The sequence below is a fragment of the Chromohalobacter moromii genome (assembly GCF_023091865.1).
Taxonomy (GTDB): Bacteria; Pseudomonadota; Gammaproteobacteria; order Pseudomonadales; family Halomonadaceae; genus Chromohalobacter; species Chromohalobacter moromii.
In genome coordinates this window covers 291,924-313,407 of sequence record NZ_JAHXDI010000004.1, presented here as the reverse complement: position 1 = coordinate 313,407, position 21,484 = coordinate 291,924, and the positions used below count along the sequence as shown (strand labels likewise).

Here is a 21,484-nt window from a genome sequence, read left to right as displayed (position 1 = left end):
TGGCAAATGGAGGAAGGATTCTAGGCGGTGAGCAGCACTACGTCGAGCGCAGCCCTTGTGTAAACACCCTCTCAGTCATGTAGCCAAACCGGCGTGCCGGCCGGTGCGGCCTCGAACACGGCCAGCAATGTCTCATCGCGTAGCCGAATGCAACCGTGCGAAGCCGGCGTTCCCATTGGCTGGTCGGCGGGCGTGCCATGCAGGTATATATAGCGGCGCTGACTATCCACATCGCCGCCGCGGTTGACACCGCGTTCCAAACCACACAACCACAGGATACGCGTCAATATCCAATCCCGCTCGGGATGGGCACGGGCTAGTTCGGGCGAAAATATCTCGCCGGTGGGACGCCGTCCGCGAAAGACACTGCCGGGCGCCATTCCCTCACCGATGACCGCACGCACATAGTGCCACCCCACAGGCGTCTGACCGCTGCCCTCGTGCTGCCCAATACCGTGCTCCCCCGAGGAAATCGCGAACGTCTCGCGGCACACATCGCCTTCGCGGATCGTCAGCGACTGCGCGCCAAGATCGATTTCCAGCCAGACACCCCGCTTGGGGGGAAGATCGGCGAGTTGCGGCGTTCGCATCATCCCGCCACCTTGAGAGCATCATCGGGCAATGGCGCCTGCATGCCAGCCACGACCACCGGACGTAGACGTCGAATCAAATCGCGGACACTGACATGCTCGTGATAATCCTTGTCGGCGATATCGCGCAAGGCATCGAGCCCCGACAGCGTGAAGATCACTGTACCCAGCATGAAGTGTAATCGCCAGAAGCGCTCCGCCTCGGGTAGTTCCGGCGTGGCACGACGCACTAGGTCGCTGAAGCGTGAGAATACATTGCCATAGTGCTCCTGAATGTAACGGCGCAAGTGGCCCTGGGCCTGGGTATAAGCCAGTCCCAGTAAGCGCATGAACACCTTGAGGCTATTGCGCTCGGCGGGGACTTCCAACACCGTACGTGCCAGCGTCTCCAACAACACTTCGAGAGGAATGGCCTCGCCCCGATATTGCACCTCGAGCTCATCCAAGGCTTGATGAAAACGCTCTGAAAAAGGATCGAGATAGCGTGCAAAGACCGCCTGGATGAGCGCCTTTTTGGACCCAAAATGATAGTTGACCGCCGCCAGATTGACCTTAGCCTTGCTGGTGATGGTACGTAGCGAGGTCTCGGCGAACCCCCGCTCGGCAAACAGGACCTCGGCGGTATCGAGAATGCGCGTCACTGTATCTGTCTGAGCCATGGGGGCGCCCCGCGTGGAATAAACGAATGTTTAAAACAATTCGATTCTAAGCCTTGAGGTCGATAACGACAAATCTCCACGTTTGAAACACTCTGCCCTGAGAGAATGCCCCCGCGGATGGTTGCACCGCGCCAAAGACTGGATACAATCACATACTGTATGCTTGAACACGTCAGCGCCTGCCGGAGGCCCCATGTCTCGCTCGTTAACTTCGCGCCAGCAACATGTCTTTGATTTTATCGTCAAAACCATGAATGAGCTTGGCTACCCACCGACGCGCGCCGAAATTGCCCGGGCCTTGGGCTTTCGCTCGCCGAACGCCGCCGAGGAACATCTTCGTGCGCTCGACCGAAAGGGGGTCATTCGCATGATCCCCGGCACGTCGCGTGGCATCCGCCTCACTGCAGAAGACGACACCGCCTTAACCAACGACGACGGCCTGCCGGTCGTCGGTGAGGTCGCCGCCGGTAGCCCAATTCTCGCCGCAGCGCACATTGACCGACACTGCCCGCTCGCACCGGACTACTTCACACCCCGCGCCGATTATCTGCTACGTGTCCGCGGGCTCTCGATGAAAAATGCCGGCATTCTCGATGGCGATCTGCTCGCCGTGCATCGCACCCAGCAGATTCGCGACGGCCAGATCGTCGTCGCCCGTCTGGAAGACGATGTCACCGTCAAGCGCTTCAAGCGTCAAGGTCATCATGTCTGGCTGCTCGCCGAGAACGAGGATTTTTCCCCCATAGAGGTCGACCTACGTCACCAGGATCTCGAGATCGAAGGCCTCGGCGTCGGCGTGATTCGTGGCGGTGGCGGTAACGGCCTGCACTGAGCCGACACGCCGTTCATCATGCGCAAGATCCTTCATGCCGATTGCGACTGCTTTTATGCCGCCGTGGAAATGCGCGACGATCCAGCGTTACGCGACATTCCCTTGGCGATCGGCAGCAGCCCTGAGATGCGCGGCGTTGTCGCCACTTGCAATTACCCCGCGCGCGCCTTCGGCATCCATTCAGCCATGCCCATGGCGCGTGCCATGCGCCTGTGCCCGCATCTGACGCGACTCTCCCCGGACTTCGACAAATACCGTGCCGTCTCGGCTCGCATCCAAGCGCTGTTCCAAGAGCTGACGTCACTGGTGGAGCCCCTGTCCCTCGACGAAGCGTATCTGGATGTCAGCGAGGTCACACGCTTTCAGGGAAGCGCGACCTGGATGGCCAAATGGCTCAAACAAGAAGCGTTGGCGAGAACGGGAATCGTCATCTCTGTGGGGGCGGCGCCCAGCAAGTTTCTCGCCAAGCTGGCCAGCGACTGGGACAAACCGGATGGGCTCCGAGTGATCGCACCCGATGAAGTCGAGGCTTTCCTCCTCGCGTTGCCCGTCAAGCAGTTGCACGGTGTCGGCCCGGCGACGGCGGCCAAGCTCGAGGCATTGCAGATCGTGACCTGCCACGACCTGCGCGAATGGCCCCTCGAATCTCTGGTGGAGCGCTTTGGCAAGTTCGGACGGCGGCTATTCGAGCTGGCGCGAGGCATCGACGAACGCCCGGTACAGATCGAGCGTGAACGCAAATCCGTCAGCGTGGAGACGACATATCACCGCGATCTGCCCGACTTGGCTAGTTGCCATGACGCACTCGCGCCGCTCATTGAGCGCTTGCTGGCGCGTCTGAGACGGCACGGCACACCGGGCATTCAAAAGCTGTTCGTCAAGGTTCGCTTCAATGATTTCAGCAGCACGACCCTTGAAGCCACGGGCCGCGAGGCGCTCGCGGCCCGCTTTCAAGCCTTGCTGGACGGCGCCTGGGCACGCGGCGAGCGCCCCGTTCGCCTGCTGGGGGTCGGCGTGCGACTAACGCCCGAGGCGCAACAACGACAGATGACGCTCTTCGACTGATTCCCTTCAGGCAAAGACGACCGTCTTATTGCCATGGATCAGGACTCGGTCCTGTAAATGCCAACGTAGTCCCCGCGCCAACACAGCTTTTTCGACGTCACGCCCTAGACGCACCAGATCCTCAGCGGTATGGCAGTGCGTCACGCGCTGTATGTCCTGCTCGATGATGGGTCCCGCATCGAGCTCTTCAGTGACGTAGTGGCACGTCGCGCCGATCAACTTGACGCCCCGCGCGTAGGCCTGATGATAAGGCTTGGCGCCCGCGAACGAGGGCAGGAAGCTGTGGTGGATATTGATGATCCTCCCGGCATATCGCTGACACAAGTTGGGCGGCAAAATCTGCATATAACGCGCCAGCACCACCGTGTCCGCCCGAGCCTCCTCGACCAGTGCCTCGACCCGAGCGAATGCCGCCGCCTTGTCGTCCGCATCGACCGGTACATGGTGAAAAGGAATGCCATGCCATTCGACCAGCGCACGCAACGATTCATGATTGGAGATCACGCACGGGATCTCGCAATCGAGCTCACCCGCGGTCCAGCGGTACAACAGATCGACCAAGCAATGCGAAGCACGCGAGGCCATCAGAACGACGCGCTTGGGTTTAGCAGTATCGCTCAGTGCCCAATCCATCGAGAACTCACCGGCAATGGCGGCGAAGTCGTCGCGCATCGCATCAAGACTCAGCGGCAACGACTCAGCCTTGATTTCGTAGCGCATGAAAAAGCGTCCAGTAGCCAAGTCCGAGTGCTGATTGGCCTCGGTGATCCAGCCTCCGTGGCCAGCGATGTAACTGGATACGCGAGAAACGATGCCCACGCGGTCGGGGCACGAGACGATAAGACGATACGAATGGGACATGCGCGCTACCATCAATCCTGAAATGAGGCGGTGATCGGCGCGCTCTCGAGGAAGGCGCCTCTCACCAAAGGGCGCCTATTGTAGCGAATTCGATCATGACAAGAAGCCTCGATTGTGGCCGCGCCGGGGCATCCCGTATAGTAATGGGCATCTTCACGTTAAGGGATAACGATGTCCCAACCACGCATCCAGATACGCGCCCGCCGCAAGCCTCCTCTTCAGATACTGCCCCTCGGCGGCTGCGGTGAAATCGGCATGAATTTCACCCTTTACGGGCACCTTGATCACTGGATCGTGGTCGACTGCGGCATGATGATTCGCCAGGACCTCCCACAGGCGCCCTTGCAAGTCCCCAATGTCGACCTCCTGCCTTCTCAGGATATCGTTCCTCAGGCAATCCTCGTCACGCACGGACATGAAGATCACATTGGCGCGATTGCCTGGCTGTGGCCACGTTGGCAATGCCCCATCCATGCGACGCCACTGGCCGCCAGCTTGCTGCGCCTACGCTTCGCAGAGCAGCAATTGCCTACCGCTGCGATTCACGTCATCACGCCCGACGAAGCCATGCAAAGCGGCCCTTTCGATGTGCGCTTCTTACCACTGCCGCATTCGATTCCCGAAAGCTGTGCCCTGCTATTGGCGACACCCGATCACCGTATCCTGCACACCGGCGACTGGAAACTCGACCCTGAGCCTTTGATCGGTGATCCTGTATGTCCGCAACGATTCCAGGCACTGGCACCTATCGACCTCGTCGTCGGCGACTCCACCAATGCCCCCGTCTCCGGACACTCACGCAGCGAAGGCGACGTCGCACGCGCACTTGAAACGACGATCGGCGCCTGCCCCGGCCGCGTGATCGTCAGCTGTTTTGCCAGCAACCTGGCACGCATTCTGGCACTGGGCCGTGCTGCCAAGGCATGCGGACGACGCGTCAGCCTCATGGGCCGTTCGATGGAGCGTATGGTGAATGTCGCTCGAGGACTGGGCTATCTCGAAGACTTCCCTTCCCTGGTCCCCGTTCGCGACCTTGGCTATTTGCCACCCGAAGAGGTTCTGGTCATTGCCACCGGTAGCCAGGGAGAGCCACGCTCCGCGCTGTCTCGCCTGGCTCAGGGACAGCACGCCGATTTCGAACTCCAGCCCGGCGACAGCGTCATTTTCTCGGCCAAGGCGATCCCGGGTAACGAATTGCTGATCGAGCGCTTACAGGCTGGACTCAAGCGTGCCCGCATCACTCTGTACGATGAGCGCAACCATCCCGAACTGCATGCCTCGGGGCATCCTGCACAAGACGAATTGCAGCGTCTTTATGGCTGGCTTGCCCCCAGATATTTGCTCCCCGTACACGGTGAGTCGCAGCACCAACAAGCGCATCGCACCCTGGCGGAATCGATCGGTATCGAGGTGCCCTGGATCCCACGAAACGGCGATATGCTTCGCTTCGATAACGAGGGTTTGAGCTGCATTGCGCGCCACTCGTTGACGCCGCATATCGTCACTCAAAATCGCATTCATCCTCTAGAAGGGTTGCGTGCTCCCGCCCTGTCGAGCATGAATCGCCGTAGCGGCATCTTGAGTTTGACGCTTCCGGTCGTACGACAGGCGTCGGGATGGGCCCGCGTGGGACGTTTGTTATGGGATACGAGCCACGACCTGGCGCTGGACGATACCGCTCTCGCCGATTGGCTCGACGATCAATTAGCCATCTACGAGGCGGACACCATCGCCAGATTACGCCAACAACTACACGCCCCCTTGATGGATTGGCTCAATCAGCATCTTCGACGTCTTCCCGACGTCCATCTGCATATCATGGCTGCGGAAGAGACCTCGCCGATCGATTTTTGATCCAATATGAAAAAACGGACCCGGAGGTCCGTTTTGATCGTTTAAGCGTGTCACTTACTGCTTGCGTTCCTTATCTTTCTTCGGCGGACGTCCCCGACGCTTGCGCGGCTGTTCGGATATCAAGTCGTCCAGAGAAAGGCCGGCATCGCTCATCGCTTCACGAATTTCCGCCAACTTCCGTTCTTTTGCGGCTTCTTCAGCTTGGCGCTTGTGATCTTCCTGCTGCTTCTGTTCGATCACTTCACCGATGACTTCCGACAGCTTGTGGAGCTGCTCCATGCTGAGCTGTCGCGCGGCAGCGCGAGCCACGTTTTTATTTCGCGCAATGCGCTCCAGAGTATCAGTGGACATTCGCCTCCTCCATTTAAAATAACCAACCTGCAGCATAACGCCTTGGCGTTTCTGAAAAGTATATGACTCGAACTTGGTTTAGCAAGAAAATAATGTCCTCGACCCAAGTCGAACCTTATAACTTTATGGTCAGGAGACGCATCACGCTACCGCGAATAAAGCACTCACACAAAACATTATCCGCCCGTCATATTCATGAAGCGTACGATATCCACATCACCATCCGTGCGGAAATGATGGCGCTCGGGTTTCAGTGGCATAGCCTCGATGATGCGCTGCTTGAGACGCTCCATATCACCGGGATAACGCCGTAAAACCTCGCGCAGATCGACCGAATGCTCGTTACCGAGACACAGTAACAAGCGCCCTTCGACCGTGACCCTCACCCGGTTGCAGGTGTCGCAGAAATTATGGCTGTGCGGTGAAATAAAACCGATGCGTGAATCGCTATCCGGCATCCGGAAATAACGCGATGGCCCCAAGGTATTCTCGGTGGTCGGTAGCAACGCATATCGCGATGCGATGGCCGCATGGACATCATCGCTGGAATAAAAGGTTTCTTCACGCGAGTGGTCAGACACATCGCCTAGCGGCATTTCTTCGATGAAACTGATATCCACGCCTTCTCGACGCGCAAAGTCGACCAAATCGAGAACTTCATCGTCGTTACGCCCTTTGAGCACGACGGCATTGAGCTTGATACGCTCGAACCCGGCATCCCGCGCGGCACGAATACCGGCAATGACATGCTCGAGATTGCCGGTGCGCGTCAAGCTGCGGAAGCGCTCGGGATCGAGTGAGTCAATACTGATATTGAGGCGCTGCATACCGCCTTCTCGCAATGCCTTGGCATGCTTGACCAGCCCCGCTCCATTGGTGGTCATGGCGAAGTCCTTGAGGCCCGGAAGCGCGCCGACACGCGACACCAGATCATCGATGCCACGTCGCACCAACGGCTCACCGCCGGTCAAGCGAATCTTTTCCACGCCCAGTTCGACGAACGCACGCGCCACCTGCTCGATCTCTTCAAGCGTCAATATCTGTGCACGCGGCAGGAACGTCATGTCCTCGCTCATGCAGTAGACACAGCGAAAGTCACAGCGATCGGTCACCGAGATCCGCACATAGCGAATCTGGCGCTGAAAGTTGTCGATCAGCTCGGTCATGCTTCCTCCCAACGGTCCGCGTCCCGCACGTCACTGTCACGTGCCGAGACCCAATACGTCCCGCTTGCAGTGTGTTCTTTCTTCCAGAATGGCGCACGTGTCTTGAGGTAGTCCATCAGAAAATCGCACGCGTCGAATGCTGCGCGGCGATGGGCGCTCGCGACCATGACCATGACGATGGGATCACTTGGCGCCAAGCGGCCGACACGATGCACGATGCGTATTCCATCGAGCGGCCAGCGCGACGTCGCCTGCTCAGCAATGTCGCGCAGCGCCGCCTCGGTCATGCCGGGATAATGCTCCAGCGACAGGGCCTGTACGTCCGGGCGCTCATTGAAATCGCGCACTAGGCCGGTAAAGGTCACCACGGCACCGATATCGCGACGCCCCGCCAGCAATTGACGCTGCTCCTCGCCCACATCGAAGACCGGGGCCTGCACACGTACATCGATCATGATTGCCTCCTCACCCGCCGGTGACCGGCGGAAAAAACGCCACTTCATCCCCATCGGAGAGCGGCGTTTCTTCATGCGCCATGGCATGGTTGACGGCACATAGAATGCGCGCGGCGGACAAGGCCGCGAAGCGGGAATCCTGTGCCTCAAGCACGGTCTTGAGACTGGCGACATCGGGGCTTTTCAGCGATTCAACCGGCACTTCCACCTCTTCAACATCCAGCCGCTCACGCAATTCGGCGAGAAACTTGACGCGTATTGCGGCGATTTCGACGGGGGGCGTTTCGAACGCTTCGCGCGTCGCGGATTCATCCTCGGAAGCGCGATGCCAATCACCGGACTTGCCGCCCGTCTTGTGCTCCAGGCGCACGCCTTCGACCGTCATATCCTTGTCGACCGCCTTGCACATATCGTAGAGGGTCAGACACGCAACCGAGACCGCGGTCAGCGCCTCCATTTCCACACCGGTGCGGCCCGCCAGACGGCAGCGTGACTCCACATGCACGCAAGAAGCTGCGTCGTCGAGGCGAAAATCGACACTCACCTTGGACAGCAACAACGCATGACACAGGGGAATCAGCTCATGCGTACGCTTGGCGGCCTGAATGCCGGCAATACGCGCCGTGGCCAGTACATCCCCCTTGGGCAAGCCACCCTCGGCCAGCAATGCAAGCGTTTCTGGGCGCATGACGATGCGTCCGCTTGCCACGGCCTCGCGCTGCGTTTCGGCTTTGTCGCCGACATCCACCATGTGGGCTTCGCCACGCGCATTGAGATGGGTCAAACTCATGTCAGGTCACCGAACGGTTGTATCGTCACCGGCGTCCCCGCCTCCACGGCGGCACATCCGTCACCGATTTCGATAAGGCAATTGGCCGCCACCATCGAGCTAAGAATGCCCGACCCCTGGCGGCCCGTGGTACGCACCCACAGCTGACCAGCGTCATCACTCGTATAAATACCACGATGATAATCGACACGCCCCTCACGACTTTTCAATGGCTCGCCAGCCAGCGCCGTGAGACGGGACGGTTGCCAGTCATGCTCTCCCTGCATGCGTCGTAACATGGGTTGAACGAACTGCAAGAACGTCACCATGACCGCCACGGGGTTGCCGGGCAGTCCGAAGAAAGGCACCGTCACGCCCTTCGTATGGTGAATACGACCGAACGCCAAGGGCCTTCCGGGACGCATGGCGATCCGCCATAGGCCCAGCTCGCCTATAGCCGTAAGTGCGGGTTTGACCCAATCGGCCTGGCCGACCGACACGCCCCCGCTAGTCACCACCATGTCCGCCTCGTGGGCCGCCGCCGCCAGGGAAGCCCGCATGCTGTCCAGGTCGTCGTGCAGGATGCCCAGGTCGATGACTTCACAGCCCAAGCGACTGAGCAAGCCCTGCAACGAAAAACGATTGGTATCGTAGATGCCGGCGGGTGGCAGCGACTCGCCCGGCGCCGTGACTTCATCGCCGGTGGAAAACACTGCCACGCGTAGTGAGCGAAACACCTCGATCTCCACATGCCCCAGCGAGGCCAGCAAACCCAAGTGCTGCGGTCGCAACCGAGTCCCTGCACTCAGCGCACGCTGGCCGCACGCAATGTCCTCGCCGGCCTGGCGTACGTTCTGCCCACGCCGCACCCGCTCGGGTTGTTCGACACGTATACGATTGGGGATGCCAATGTCGGCGAGCTGCTCGCTCATGACGACGGTATCCGCACCGGCCGGCAGCGGCGCCCCGGTGGTGATCCTCACCGCCTCGCCTAGCGCCAACGATGTCGTCAGCCGCGTACCCGCCAGGACATCACCGACCACGTCCACGAGCATGTCGTCTTCCGGCGCATCGGTGGGCCACGCCAGTGCGATGCCATCCATGGCGGCATTGGTATTCTGCGGCACGTTGATAGGCGATACCGCATCCACTGCCAATATACGATTGCCGGCCGCCGCCAAGCTGACCCGATGCGTGGCGACCGGCGGCGGCGTCATCGCCGCCAAGGCTTCGAGCGTCTCATCGACGCTGAGCATGCGCTCACCCAACTCAAAACACGATAAGGTCATGACGTCTCCCGAGGACCACGGCGCATCTCGTGCCAACGTTGCGGCCAGGCCTGCAGCCAGTCTATCAAGGCGTCATGATCGTCCATCGACAAGCGTTCGACACCGTCCGGCAGCGCTACATCATCGGGCGTCGCCACGGCCCGCACCCAGGGGTCATCGACCGCCATAAGCGGTTTTTCCAAGGCCTGACGATGCAGCTCCAGCTTGGGCAAAGGCCAGGCTTTGAAGCCTTCGACCAGAATCAAATCCGGCGCCAAGGGCAGAACATGGGGGATCAATGCCGCGAGATCGGCTTCTTCGCGTTCGGGCGTTTCCATCATCAAGGCAAACCGCTTGCCCGACGCCACCAGCATCGGCGTCGCACCTGCCTGACGCAGACGGTAGCTATCCTTACCGGGACGGTCGATATCGAAGGCGTGATGGGCATGCTTGATCACGGCCACCTGCATTCCCGCATCGGCTAGCCTGGGTAAAAGTGCCTCGAGCAGCGTCGTTTTGCCGGTCCCGCTCCAAGCGGCGATACCCAGCAGTGGCGTGTCTAGCGCGTCAAGCGATAACGTCATCGCGTTTCGTCGTCCTCATGCCATGTCGTTGAGGGAGAAGCTTCAATGGGTAACAGGAGGCAACAAACATGCCGAGCGAACGCCATTGACGCGATAGCGAGTCGCTTTGGCTCTCCGAAAATCGCATGAGAAGGCAGCCACCGGGTCAAAACGACTCATCAGAGCGCCAGCGCCGCTCCATAACGTCACGATCATCGGGGGAGTTGAGGTTGGCGAACGCCTCGGGTTGATCGGAAAAATCCACATGACACCAAGGGTGTCGCGCATACCAACGATCTATCTTGCGCTCGCCATCGCGCAGGGCCGCGCCGAGATCATCGCGCAACGCGGTATCGATCAAGGCCACGACCGGGTGCGCTCGATGGCCGTCGTGCGCGACCGCGATACGCTGTTGGCCGATCCCATCCTGGAGACGCGTCACCAAGTCCGCTGGCAGCACCGGGGAATCGCAGGGCACGAATAACGCCCAAGGGGTCTCCACGGCACATAGCGCACTCCACATGCCCATGAGCGGCCCATGATAGCCTGTCTCGCGATCGCTGATGAGGGGATATCCCAGCGCCCGATAACGCTCGAGACTACGATTGGCATTGATCGCGATACGACCGACCTGAGGCGCCAAACGGTTCACCACGTGCGTGATCAAGGGCTCACCCGCAAACGACTCCCAACCTTTATCGCGACCGCCCATGCGACGCCCTTCCCCACCCGCCAAGATCACGGCGGTCACTTCATCCTCGTGCATGCCTATCGCCCCCGCACTGGCTATCACTTCCATCATCATACTCGGCTTCTATGTACACGCCGAGCCCACCTCCAAGTGCGTACGGCAATGACCGCCTCACACCGCCACTGCCTGCTTGAAGGCACTTACCTGTAGACATCGCTGCTCGAGACACCAGTACTCATCGCAGCGCTCGGTCAACACGCTCGGTTGATGAGCACTGAGCACGATGGCACAGCCCGTCTCATGCAGCGACGAAATCAATGTACTGACATCGGCAATCGCCTGACGATCGAGGCTGGCGGTGGGCTCGTCGAGCAACAACACGCGTGGCGACAATAGCCAGGCACGTGCCAATGCCAATCGCATGCGCTCACCGCCGGACAGCGACCGTGCCCGCTGCGCTGCATGCGCGGCCAGACCGCAGCGTTCCAGCATCGCCGCTACGCGGTCATGTGCCAGGTTTCCACGCCAGCCATGCCAGCGGGCAACATAGCGCAGATTGCCGGCAACACTGGTATCGAAGAGATAGGGCTGTTGATGCAGGTAGAGTACACGCCCTGGGCAAGGCGGTGAGGCGGCAGGCATCGCCCCCGTCAAGGTCCAGCGTATGGTGCCTTGACGGGGCGTCTCCAATCCCGCCAGTAGACGCAGCAATGTCGTTTTGCCGCTGCCATTATCGCCGCGCAAGTGCACCAGCGAGTGGCCCTGCCATTGCAAGTTAGGTATTTCCCACAGCGCAGGCTGGCGGTCGAAGCCATGGGCAAGCTGGCTAACCTCGAGCATGTGCATCCCTCTCGATGGACGATACGCGATCAGACGCTCACGGTTTGATGACCGCGTCCGCGCATTACGCCCAGTAATACATTGAGCACCAGCGCCAGCAGCAACAGGACGAGCCCCAGGGCCAGGCCCTGAGCGAATTCACCCTTGAGCGTTTCCAGGGCGATCGCCGTGGTGATAGTGCGCGTGAAATGCTCGATATTGCCCCCGATCATCACCGCGCTGCCGACCTCGGCGATGATGCGCCCAAACGCGGCCAACACAGCAGCAATGACCCCGAAGCGCGCTTCGCGGATCAACACCCACAGAGATTGCCACCAGCCGGCGCCTAATTGCCGTGCCGTCTCCCAGGCACGCTGATCGATGCTTTGCAGCGTGCTGTGCAACATCGCGGTCAACACCGGCATCGCCAGCAGAATCTGGCCGAGGATCATGGCACGTTGGGTGAACAGCAAACGCAACTCCCCCAGCGGGCCACTGCGCGACAGCAGCATGAACAGCACCAACCCCACCACCACGGTGGGCACGGCCATGAACGTATTGACCAACGAAATCGCGAACCAGCGCCCCGGAAAGGCAACACGCGCCAGCAGCAAGGCAATCAACAACGAAGGCGGCAAGGCCACGAGTATCGCCGTCAGTGAGACACGAAAAGAGACGCCGATGATTTCCCACAAGGCTGGGTCGAGAGAGACCAGCAAGTGTAGCGCCTCCCTCGCCGTGTTCATGAGCTCATGCATCGGCGCCTCCGAACGTCAGTCACTTTCATGGACGGCGCTGGTGGGATCGACCTTCTCACCGGCGCTGGCATGGAACAAGACCTTGTCATTGAGACGGAAAGCATCGATCAGGTCTTGCCCTTCATCGGAAATCAGCCACTCGGCCAAGGCCCGTGCACCTTGGGTATTGAGGCCATCATAACGCTCGGGGTTGACCAGGATGACCTGGTACGGATTGAACAACGCAGCATCGCCTTCGACCATGATCTCAAGATCGAGCTTATCTTTCATTGCCAACCACGTACCGCGATCCGTCAGCGTATAGCCTTGCAGTTCGCTGGCCATATTCAGCACTTCCCCCATGCCTTGACCCGCAGCGCGAAAGCCCTCGAAATCAGGCGTCACACCCGCCTCATCCCAAAGATGCTTTTCTTTCTTGTCGGTGCCGGAGTCATCACCGCGCGAAATGAACGTCGCGCCTTGATCGGCCAGAGCGGCAAACGCGCTAGTGGCATCATCGCCACCATCGATTCCAGCAGGGTCGCCGGACGGCCCTACGATCACGAAATCGTTGTACATCACGCCATGCGGTTCGACGCCGTAACCGGCATCGACGAAGGCCTTCTCCGCAGCGGGCGCATGTGTCAACACCAGGTCGACATCGCCGTCACGCCCCAGGCGCAGCGCCTTGCCGGTGCCCACGGGGATGACCTGGATCTGGTAGGGATGATCTTCTTCGAACTTGGGCAACAGGTAACCGAGCAACCCAGAATTGTAGGTGCTGGTAGTGGTCGCCAAACGAACGGTATCGGCCGCCTGGGCTCCGGATACCAGCAACAACGATAGCGCCAGGGTGGCGAACAGCGAGAGACGGCGTGTCAACATGGGAACCCCTCATTATTGTCGAGTCGTGAACGTGCCCAACTCTCCTTGCAATTGGTATGCCTGACGTGACCACGCTGCCAAAAACGGTGACAATTGCCGGATTGCATCGCGCCTTTTACCATGAAAATAATCCAGGTGCGCAACGAATGTAACAAATTGACCCAATGACGGGACACTATGTCCCGCCGCGCAGGGAACGTCGCTCATGACCGCATCCACCGAACTGCCGACCGCCTCCGTGTTGATCGTCGATGACGAGCCCGGCATGCGCAGCTATCTTGCCAAGGCCTTGGCATCACGCTTCGCGCTGGTCGAGGTCGCCGACTCGCTCAGCGCCGCGGAAGCCTTGCGTCAGCGGCTGCACTTCGATCTGCTGTTGGTCGACATCCGTCTCCCCGACCGTTCGGGCATTGAATGGCACGAGGCGCTCGGCCCCGAACGGCGCAGCGATATCATCTTCATGACCGCCTACGCCGATCTCGATATGGCCGTCCAAGCCTTGCGCGCCGGGGCCAGCGACTTCATCATCAAGCCGTTTCGCCTCGAGCAGTTGCAAAGCGCCGTCGACCGTTGCCTAGCCCAGCGTCGCCTGGCGCGTGAGAATTTCGTGCTCAAGCGTGAGACCCAGCGCCTGCACCACCCCGATGAGAGCATGATCGGGGATAGCCATGCCATGGTTCAGGTCAGAGCGATCACCGAACGCGTCGCACCGACACCCTCGGCCGTCTTGATCCATGGCGAGTCGGGCACCGGCAAGGAACTCGTGGCCCGCGACCTACACCGCCTCTCGGGGCGATTCGGCGCTTTCGTGCCCCTCAACTGTGGCGCCATCGCCGGCGACCTGCTGGAATCGGAGCTCTTTGGCCACGTAAAGGGCGCCTTCACCGGCGCTGTCAAGACCCGCGAAGGACTGTTCACCTATGCCGATGGCGGCACGTTGTTCCTCGATGAAATCGCCGAGATGCCGTTGGCAATGCAGGCCAAGCTTCTGCGCGTGCTCGAAAGCAAGCGCATTCGTCCGGTAGGCAGTGAGCAAGAGCAGCCCGTAGACGTGCGCATTCTTGCCGCCACTCACCGCAACCTGCAGCACGAAGTCAGTGAGGGGCGTTTCCGCGAAGACCTCTATTTTCGCCTCAACGTTCTTACCTTGACGCTCCCCGCATTGCGCGAACATCCTGAAGACATCCCGGCTCTGGCCCATCATTTTTCTCGACAGCTGTCTCGCGATCTGGGTCTCGCCGCCCTGCCATGGCAACATGCCGATCTGGAACGCCTAACGCATTACCCTTGGCCCGGCAACATCCGCGAGCTCAAGAATTTCATCGAGCGTTGTATCCTGCTCGGCCAACTACCGAGCGACATGCTCGACGAGGCGACTACCGCCCCCAGCGCCATTGCCGCGAATGGCTATCCCAGCGACTGGTCTCTGGAAGCTGTCGAACGTGCGCATATATTGGGTGTCCTAGAAGCCCACGGCCATAATAAATCCAGTGCCGCGCGCGCGTTGGGCGTCTCGCGCAAGACCCTCGACCGCAAGCTCAATGCCTGGCAAGACTCGAACGCATGAAAGGTCTACGCCGCTGGTTGCGCGCCTCGATTCGACGCCGACTATTGTGGCTCGCCTTCGCTCCACTGGCCTTGCTAGCACTTGCCTTGGCGGGACTCACTGCGTATTGGACTTCGACGTACAACGACCGCCAACTGTACATGAAAGTGCGTGCCGATCTGGCCGTTGCCTCGCGCGTGCTGGACGGCGTGAGCCAGCAACAGCAAGCGCGCCTCGAGGAATTGGCACGCAGCCACGCGCTCGCCTCGGCACTGCAGGGCCAAGGATCTCAGTCACTCGAGGCACTGCTCGACGAAACGCAAAACGCGATGCAACTGGACTGGTTGCGCGTGGTACCGCTCGCGGCACTGGGAGATAGCCCCGAACTGCAACGCCGCTTGCAAACATCAGACAATGCACAAGGCATGTCAGGACTGGACGTTCTCACAGCACCGCGTCTTGAAACACTGTCCCCTGGGCTTGCACGACGAGCACGCCTTGCGCTGCGCGACACACCGCAGGCGGCACCCAGCGATCGCCGCCGCGAGACGCGCGGCATGGTCTTGCGCACGCTGTACCCCATCCATGATGAACAAGAAAATCTGCGCCTTCTCTTGGATGGTGGGCGGTTGCTCAACGGCGATGCCGAGCCCGTGGATGAGATTCGTGATCTGGTCTATGGGCCTGGCACGCTTCCCGAAGGTAGCACCGGCAGCGTCACCTTGTTTCTCGATGACGTACGCATCGCCACCAATGTGCGACTGGCCAATGGCGAGCGCGCCCTCGGCACGCGTGTCTCCGAGCCTGTCAGTCAACAGGTCCTGGGACGCGGCGAGCGCTTCATCGATAACGCCTTCGTGGTCAGTGGTTGGTATGTCGCCGCTTATGCCCCCCTCGCGTCGCTAACTGGGCAGCGTATTGGCATGATCTATGCCGGTTTCCCTCTGGCGCCATATGAAGCCCTCTACCGGGACACACTGCTGCAGATCGGCGCCGTTTTACTCGTCATTATCCTCATCTCGGGCTTGATGGTCATTCGCGGCGTCGACGCTCTCGCCAGTCCGGTGCGCCGAATGCATCGCGTGATACACGGCATCCGCGAGGGCCGGCACCTACGTATCGGCCATTTGGATAGCCAGGACGAACTGGCCGAACTGGCGCATGAATTCGATGCCATGCTCGATCGTTTGGACGCCCATCAGACCGCTTTGCAACGTGCTGCTCAAACCCTCGAACGACGCGTCGAAACACGTACCCAATCACTGACCGAGAAAACACGTGCACTCGAGGAACACGTCGCCTTGCTCAAGCAGGCCCGTGCCAGTCTGATGACGCAGGAAAAGCTTGCCGCGCTGGGCGAGATGACTGCCGGTATCGCGCATGAAATCAACAATCCCGCCGCCGTGATCCTTGGCCACGTGGAGTTACTGGCCGAGAACCTCGGCTCCGAGGTCGCCCCAGTACGCGACGAAGTCGACACCATCATCGCCCAGGTCGAACGTATTCGGGCGCTGATCGACAATCTGCTGCAATATTCGCGTGCCAGCAGCCATGAGCCCACCTTCGTCCCCGAAGACATCAACGCCATCGCCGCCGGCACCGAGCTCTTGATCCGACACGCTCTGGACAAGCACGGTCATCGCCTGATCAGTTCGCTGCACGCCACCCGGCGCGCCGAATGTCATCGCGGTCAGTTGCAACAGGTGCTGATCAACGTGCTGCTCAATGCCACCCAAGCCAGCACCTCGCCGATGCACATTCATCTGGCCACACGCGATACCGTGCACGAGGTCGCCGGGCACGGATGTCTCGACGGTGTGGAGATTCGCGTCGCCGACCGAGGGCCAGGCATACCACCCGAGCTACGCGGCCGAATTTTCGATCCGTTCTTCACTACGCGCGAAGCGGGATCCGGGCTCGGGCTGGCAATCAGCGCGGGCATCGTGAGACGCAGCGGCGGCGAGATGTGGGTCGTCTCTGCACGCGGTCGCGGTACTATCTTCCACATCTGGCTCCCCTGCCAAGCGCTTCCCAGCGGTGCCGAAGAAGCTACCACACGCAAACTGATCGCATCGCTCAGCGACATGAACTCACCTTCCTCACGCGGCGGTTAAGATCGACGCGCCGAGGCGCTATCATGACCCGATAACGTCTCATCACAAGGGATCATCCATGAGCGGATTCGACGTCGGCGCACGTCTCAAGCAATTGCGCATGTTGCGCGACTTATCGCAACGCGAGCTGGCAAAACGTGCCGGCGTGACCAACAGCACGATTTCACTCATCGAGCAGAATAGCGTGAGCCCTTCGGTAAGCTCGCTGAAGAAGATCCTCGACGCCATGCCGGTTTCTATCAGCGAGTTCTTCGCCGGCGAGGAAAACAGTCCCCAGGAAAAGTTCTTCTACCGGGCCGAAGAACTGACGGAAATCGGCGATGGCAACCTTTCCTGGCGTCTGGTCGCCGCACGCCACCCCAGCCGCGATATGTCGATCATCCACGAGCATTACCCATCAGGCGCCGATACCGGCGAAGACATGCTCGAACACGAGGGTGAGGAAGGTGGCGTCATCATTACCGGCACCATCGAGCTTACCGTCAACGGTGAAACGCAATGCCTTCATGCGGGCGACGCCTACTATTTCGACTCGCGCCTGCCGCACCGCTTTCGCAACACCGGCGACGCGGACTGCGTTATCGTCAGCGCCAACACCCCGCCGGGCTTCTCAGAGGGCGGTGCGAGCACACATCATCGCCGCTAAGCGTCATTCATGCTCGGCGGCCGGCGGCAAGATCCAGTTGAGGACGATGCCAACCAAGGCGGCTAGGCTCACGCCCTGCAAGGCGTATTCGCCACTCCCAAGCTGCATGCCGCCGATCCCGAAGACCAGGATCAGCGATACCACCACGAGATTGCGCGGCGCGGTCAAGGACTGACCACCACGCACCAAAGAGTTCATCCCGACCACCGCGATAGAACCGAACAACAGCGTCATGATGCCGCCCATCACCGGCGTAGGAATGCTCTGCAGTAACATACCGAGCTTGGAGACGAACGCCAACAGGATGGCGGTACAGGCTGCGACGATCATGATGGCCGGATTGAAATTGCGGGTCAGCGTCACCGCCCCAGTGACCTCCGAATACGTCGTATTGGGCGGCCCGCCAAAAAGCGCCGCCACGGAGGTCGCCAAGCCGTCTCCCAGCAAGGTGCGTTTCAATCCCGGTTTTTCAAGATAATTGTGACCCGTCACCGAGCCAATCGCCACCATGTCGCCGATATGCTCGATCACCGGTGCTATGGCCACCGGGATCATGAACAGAATCGCCGCCATGCTGAACGTCGGCGCCACGAAATCGGGCCACGCGAGCCAAGCGGCAGCATGTACTGGTGTCAGGTCGACCACGCCCATCGCTAGCCCTAGCGCATAGCCCACGACGACCCCGCCCATGATCGGGATCAGGCGAATCAAACCACGCCCGAAGACCGCCAATATCAGCGTCACCAGCAGGCTCACCATCGACAGTGTGATGGCCTGAGCATATCCCATGTCGCTGTTCTCGCCCGTCGCCATGTCTACCGCGACGGGTGCCAATGCCAGACCGATGACCATGATCACCGGCCCCACCACCACAGACGGCAGCAATCGGTGCAACCAGGCGGTGCCTTTCAAGCGCACGATCTGCGAAATCACCACATAGACGAGCCCCGCAACGAACAACCCGCCCAGCGTGGCGGGAATGCCATAGCTGGCTACCGAGCCTTGAATGGGCGCGATGAAGGCAAACGAGGATGCCAGGAACACCGGGATACTGCGTTGCGTGACGAACTGGAACATCAAGGTGCCAATGCCCGCCGTGAACAACGCCACGCTAGGGTCTAGCCCTGTCAAAAGCGGCACCAGCACCAGGGCCCCGAACGCGACGAATAGCATCTGTGCACCTACTAGCAGGGTGCGCACCGGGGTATCGGCCGGCGTGCCTGAAGCCACCGTTTCGTCGGTCATGAAAAGCTACTCCTAGCATTGGCGGAGGGAAGGAAGAAAACGCGCGCTATTCTAGCAATCCCGAGCGTTAAATCGCAGCCGCCAGGGCCTCAAAGCTCTTGAGGGAAGCCTACCGAGCTCGTTCTTTTGCTGAATTGCATGTGTGGCCCGTGTTTCGAAGCAAAGGGCCCTGCTCGATATGCATCGAGCAGGGCCCAGGCTCCATTCAGGCAACCGGTTACGCGATCTTGCATTGTCCCGGGCGCACCCGGGGCAGTGGCAGGCGAGTCAGATGGCCCGCGCGCTAATCACTCGCGAGAACCGGCGGCCATCCACGCCTCCATCATCTCGTCATAGGGAACGGTGGTACCCTGCGGCATCTCATCATCCAGCTTCGCCTTGGGCGAACCCGGCTGGTCGAGCCAGTACTGAGGGTCACGTTCCTCGTTGAGGTTGGGGGAATACGTCTCGAAGACCTTCGCCCGAGCCAGGCGACTCATGATGCTGTCGAGGTCTCTGGCCAAGTTGTCGAGCGCCTCTTTGGGTGCAATATCGCCGCTGACAGCCGGTGCCAAGTTCTGCCACCACAACGGTGCCATGCGTGGATAGTCCGGTACGTTGGTGCTCGATGGTGTCCAATTGGCAGCGTTGGGGCTGCGATAAAACTCCACCAAGCCGCCCAGCTTAGGCGCCATTTCGGTCATTTTATCGGAGAAGACATCAGACTCACGAATCGGCGTCAGCCCCGCCAACAACTTCTCGAGCGAGACGGTTTTGGAAACGGTGAACTGAGCAAAAAGCCAGGCAGCCGTACGCCGGTCTTCAGGGGTGGAGTCGAAGAAAGTCCAACCCCCCACATCCTGATAGCCGACTTTCATGCCCTCTTCCCAATATGGACCAGTCGGTGACGGTGCCATGCGCCACTTGGGATTGCCTTCATCATCGGTGACCGGCAGATCAGGCGCCGTCATGTCAGCCGTAAACGCGGTGTACCAGAATATTTGTTGGGCGACGTTGCCTTGAGCCGGCACCGGCCCGGCCTCACCGAACGTCATGCCGCTGGCTTCAGGAGGGGCATACTTATCGAGCCAATCCACCATCTTGGTCACAGCGAAGACCGAAGCCGGCGAGTTGGTCGCCCCACCCCGGGAAACACTCGCTCCGACAGGTTGGCTCTGCTCGTTGACACGAATACCCCAGTCGTCAACCGGGTTCCCAAATGGCACACCGGGGCTTCCCATCCCCGCCATGGAGAGCCAGGAGTCGTGGAACCGCCATCCCAGCGAGGGATCACGACGACCGTAATCCATGTGGCCATAGACCTTGGTGCCATCAATCTCACCGACATGCTCGGTGAAGAACTCGGCGATGTCCTCGTAGGCGGTCCAGTTGGTCGGCACGCCCAGGTCATAGCCATAGAGATCGCGGAACTGGTTCTGCAGATCCTCGCGCTGAAACCAGTCATAGCGGAACCAGTAGAGGTTGGCGAACTGTTGGGTAGGTAACTGGTAAACGCTACCATCCGGGCCAGTGCCATACTGCAAGCCCATGAAATCGTCGAGGTCTAGTGTCGGCAAAGTATAGTCCGCCCACTCGTTCTTCATGGCCTCGGAAATATTGACGGTCGTACCGTAGCGGATATGCGTCCCGATGGAATCCGTGTCATTAACGTAGCCATCGTAGATATTGCGACCCGACTGCATCTGGGTCTGCATATTATTGACGACATCGCCCTCGCCGATGATGTTATGCGTCAACTCGATGCCGGTCAGCTCGCTGAATGCTTCAGCCAGCACGTCACGCTCATAGACATGCGTCGTCAAACCTTCGGCAACGGTGTTGATCTCCATTCCCTGAAAGGGCTTGGCCGCCTTGGCAAACCACATCAATTCTTCAATCTGTTGCTCACGCGTCAGTGTCGATTCTTGGAAGTGTTCATCCACCAATCGCTCGGCGATAGCTCGGGTATCTTGCTCATCGGCGTGCACGCTACCACATGCCAGCATGACACCTGCCGCGAGTAGAGAGAGCCGCATTGTTGTCGTTTTCATATTGACCTCTTTGGTTGTTGTCATCCGTTCCTGGACATTTAGCTCCATCCCTTTCTGTCAGCCCCAGCGCATCAACACCAGTAGCCAGAGCACTGATACCCCCAAGGCCAGCCAGATACTCAATGGGGTGAAGCCCACTACCACCAGATGGATATAGGCCGCGCTGAGCAGTCCTATGAAGAACCGATCGCCGCGCGTGGTCGAGATCGGCAAGAAGCCCTTGCGCTCGACCGTCGGTGAGATGATCTCCCAGGTGGTCATCGCCGCCAGCATGGCGGCGATGACCACGAAGAAGACCATCGTAGGTGTCGTCCAAACCATCCATGCCATGTCGCATC

At 60.0% G+C, this 21,484-nt stretch carries 22 protein-coding genes; 6 read left to right on the top strand and 16 right to left on the bottom strand.

Going from position 1 to position 21,484, the window contains the following annotated elements; genetic code table 11:
* Positions 1-71 precede the first annotated feature (71 nt).
* Both KZO83_RS14435 and KZO83_RS14430 read right to left on the bottom strand, forming a co-directional pair.
* Entirely contained in the window at positions 72-590 is a 519-nt protein-coding gene (locus KZO83_RS14435) for a L,D-transpeptidase (protein ID WP_178997561.1), read from the bottom strand.
* Positions 590-1,249 carry a TetR/AcrR family transcriptional regulator gene (locus tag KZO83_RS14430; RefSeq protein WP_178997371.1) on the bottom strand — a complete coding sequence of 220 codons (660 nt, stop codon included), beginning with the start codon at positions 1,247-1,249 and terminating at the stop codon, positions 590-592. The genes KZO83_RS14435 and KZO83_RS14430 overlap by 1 nt, the downstream gene beginning before the upstream one ends.
* Positions 1,250-1,442: 193 nt before the next feature.
* On the opposite strand from KZO83_RS14430, the gene lexA reads away from it, so the two are divergent.
* Positions 1,443-2,081: a transcriptional repressor LexA gene (gene lexA, locus KZO83_RS14425; RefSeq protein WP_178997368.1), complete on the top strand. Its 639-nt coding sequence runs from the start codon at positions 1,443-1,445 to the stop codon at positions 2,079-2,081.
* A gap of 18 nt (positions 2,082-2,099) precedes the next feature.
* Positions 2,100-3,146, top strand: coding sequence for a DNA polymerase IV (gene dinB / locus KZO83_RS14420; protein ID WP_247621275.1), 1,047 nt, complete (start codon positions 2,100-2,102; stop codon positions 3,144-3,146).
* Between the two features lie 6 nt (positions 3,147-3,152).
* Here dinB and purU read toward each other — a convergent pair whose 3' ends face one another.
* A complete protein-coding gene (gene purU / locus KZO83_RS14415) occupies positions 3,153-4,007 on the bottom strand; it encodes a formyltetrahydrofolate deformylase (RefSeq protein ID WP_247621274.1) in 855 nt (284 codons plus the stop codon).
* A gap of 171 nt (positions 4,008-4,178) precedes the next feature.
* On the opposite strand from purU, the gene KZO83_RS14410 reads away from it, so the two are divergent.
* Positions 4,179-5,861, top strand: a complete 1,683-nt coding sequence (locus KZO83_RS14410; RefSeq protein WP_247621273.1) for a ribonuclease J — start codon at positions 4,179-4,181, stop codon at positions 5,859-5,861.
* Between the two features lie 54 nt (positions 5,862-5,915).
* Here KZO83_RS14410 and KZO83_RS14405 read toward each other — a convergent pair whose 3' ends face one another.
* The 10 genes from KZO83_RS14405 to KZO83_RS14360 form a co-directional block, all read right to left on the bottom strand.
* Positions 5,916-6,212, bottom strand: a complete 297-nt coding sequence (locus tag KZO83_RS14405; protein WP_247621272.1) for an H-NS family histone-like protein — start codon at positions 6,210-6,212, stop codon at positions 5,916-5,918.
* 176 nt (positions 6,213-6,388) lie between these two features.
* Positions 6,389-7,378 (bottom strand): GTP 3',8-cyclase MoaA, encoded by a 990-nt coding sequence (gene moaA, locus KZO83_RS14400; protein WP_247621271.1) that lies wholly within the window; start codon positions 7,376-7,378, stop codon positions 6,389-6,391.
* Entirely contained in the window at positions 7,375-7,833 is a 459-nt protein-coding gene (gene moaE, locus KZO83_RS14395) for a molybdopterin synthase catalytic subunit MoaE (RefSeq protein ID WP_247621270.1), read from the bottom strand. Before moaE ends, moaA begins: the two co-directional genes overlap by 4 nt.
* A 10-nt stretch (positions 7,834-7,843) precedes the next feature.
* Complete coding sequence (moaC, locus tag KZO83_RS14390; protein ID WP_247621269.1) at positions 7,844-8,623, bottom strand: cyclic pyranopterin monophosphate synthase MoaC; 780 nt, start codon at positions 8,621-8,623, stop codon at positions 7,844-7,846.
* A complete protein-coding gene (gene moeA, locus KZO83_RS14385; RefSeq protein WP_247621268.1) occupies positions 8,620-9,891 on the bottom strand; it encodes a molybdopterin molybdotransferase MoeA in 1,272 nt (423 codons plus the stop codon). The genes moaC and moeA overlap by 4 nt, the downstream gene beginning before the upstream one ends.
* Positions 9,888-10,454, bottom strand: a complete 567-nt coding sequence (gene mobB / locus KZO83_RS14380) for a molybdopterin-guanine dinucleotide biosynthesis protein B (protein WP_247621267.1) — start codon at positions 10,452-10,454, stop codon at positions 9,888-9,890. Before mobB ends, moeA begins: the two co-directional genes overlap by 4 nt.
* A 145-nt stretch (positions 10,455-10,599) precedes the next feature.
* Positions 10,600-11,199 (bottom strand): molybdenum cofactor guanylyltransferase MobA, encoded by a 600-nt coding sequence (mobA, locus tag KZO83_RS14375; RefSeq protein WP_247621266.1) that lies wholly within the window; start codon positions 11,197-11,199, stop codon positions 10,600-10,602.
* 96 nt (positions 11,200-11,295) lie between these two features.
* Complete coding sequence (locus tag KZO83_RS14370; RefSeq protein ID WP_179861074.1) at positions 11,296-11,964, bottom strand: ABC transporter ATP-binding protein; 669 nt, start codon at positions 11,962-11,964, stop codon at positions 11,296-11,298.
* Between the two features lie 29 nt (positions 11,965-11,993).
* Positions 11,994-12,701: an ABC transporter permease gene (locus tag KZO83_RS14365; protein ID WP_040241559.1), complete on the bottom strand. Its 708-nt coding sequence runs from the start codon at positions 12,699-12,701 to the stop codon at positions 11,994-11,996.
* A 15-nt stretch (positions 12,702-12,716) separates the two neighbouring features.
* Positions 12,717-13,565, bottom strand: a complete 849-nt coding sequence (locus tag KZO83_RS14360; RefSeq protein WP_247621265.1) for an ABC transporter substrate-binding protein — start codon at positions 13,563-13,565, stop codon at positions 12,717-12,719.
* A gap of 205 nt (positions 13,566-13,770) precedes the next feature.
* Between KZO83_RS14360 and KZO83_RS14355 the strand changes: the two genes are divergently transcribed.
* From KZO83_RS14355 to KZO83_RS14345, 3 genes are read left to right on the top strand one after another with little or no spacing between them, the layout of a single operon-like run.
* Positions 13,771-15,132 (top strand): sigma-54-dependent transcriptional regulator, encoded by a 1,362-nt coding sequence (locus tag KZO83_RS14355; RefSeq protein WP_040241562.1) that lies wholly within the window; start codon positions 13,771-13,773, stop codon positions 15,130-15,132.
* Entirely contained in the window at positions 15,129-17,225 is a 2,097-nt protein-coding gene (locus tag KZO83_RS14350) for a sensor histidine kinase (RefSeq protein ID WP_247621264.1), read from the top strand. Before KZO83_RS14355 ends, KZO83_RS14350 begins: the two co-directional genes overlap by 4 nt.
* A gap of 58 nt (positions 17,226-17,283) precedes the next feature.
* The gene (locus KZO83_RS14345) at positions 17,284-17,871 is read left to right on the top strand and encodes a cupin domain-containing protein (protein ID WP_075370270.1); all 588 of its coding nucleotides are present in this window, start codon (positions 17,284-17,286) and stop codon (positions 17,869-17,871) included.
* 3 nt (positions 17,872-17,874) lie between these two features.
* Here KZO83_RS14345 and KZO83_RS14340 read toward each other — a convergent pair whose 3' ends face one another.
* The 3 genes from KZO83_RS14340 to KZO83_RS14330 all read right to left on the bottom strand — a co-directional run bounded on the left by KZO83_RS14340 (position 17,875) and on the right by KZO83_RS14330 (position 21,476).
* A complete protein-coding gene (locus KZO83_RS14340; RefSeq protein WP_075370271.1) occupies positions 17,875-19,116 on the bottom strand; it encodes a uracil-xanthine permease family protein in 1,242 nt (413 codons plus the stop codon).
* A 287-nt stretch (positions 19,117-19,403) separates the two neighbouring features.
* Complete coding sequence (locus KZO83_RS14335; RefSeq protein WP_247621263.1) at positions 19,404-21,146, bottom strand: ABC transporter substrate-binding protein; 1,743 nt, start codon at positions 21,144-21,146, stop codon at positions 19,404-19,406.
* Positions 21,147-21,203: 57 nt separating this feature from the next.
* A complete protein-coding gene (locus KZO83_RS14330) occupies positions 21,204-21,476 on the bottom strand; it encodes a DUF2160 domain-containing protein (RefSeq protein WP_040241577.1) in 273 nt (90 codons plus the stop codon).
* Between the last annotated feature and the right edge of the window lie 8 nt (positions 21,477-21,484).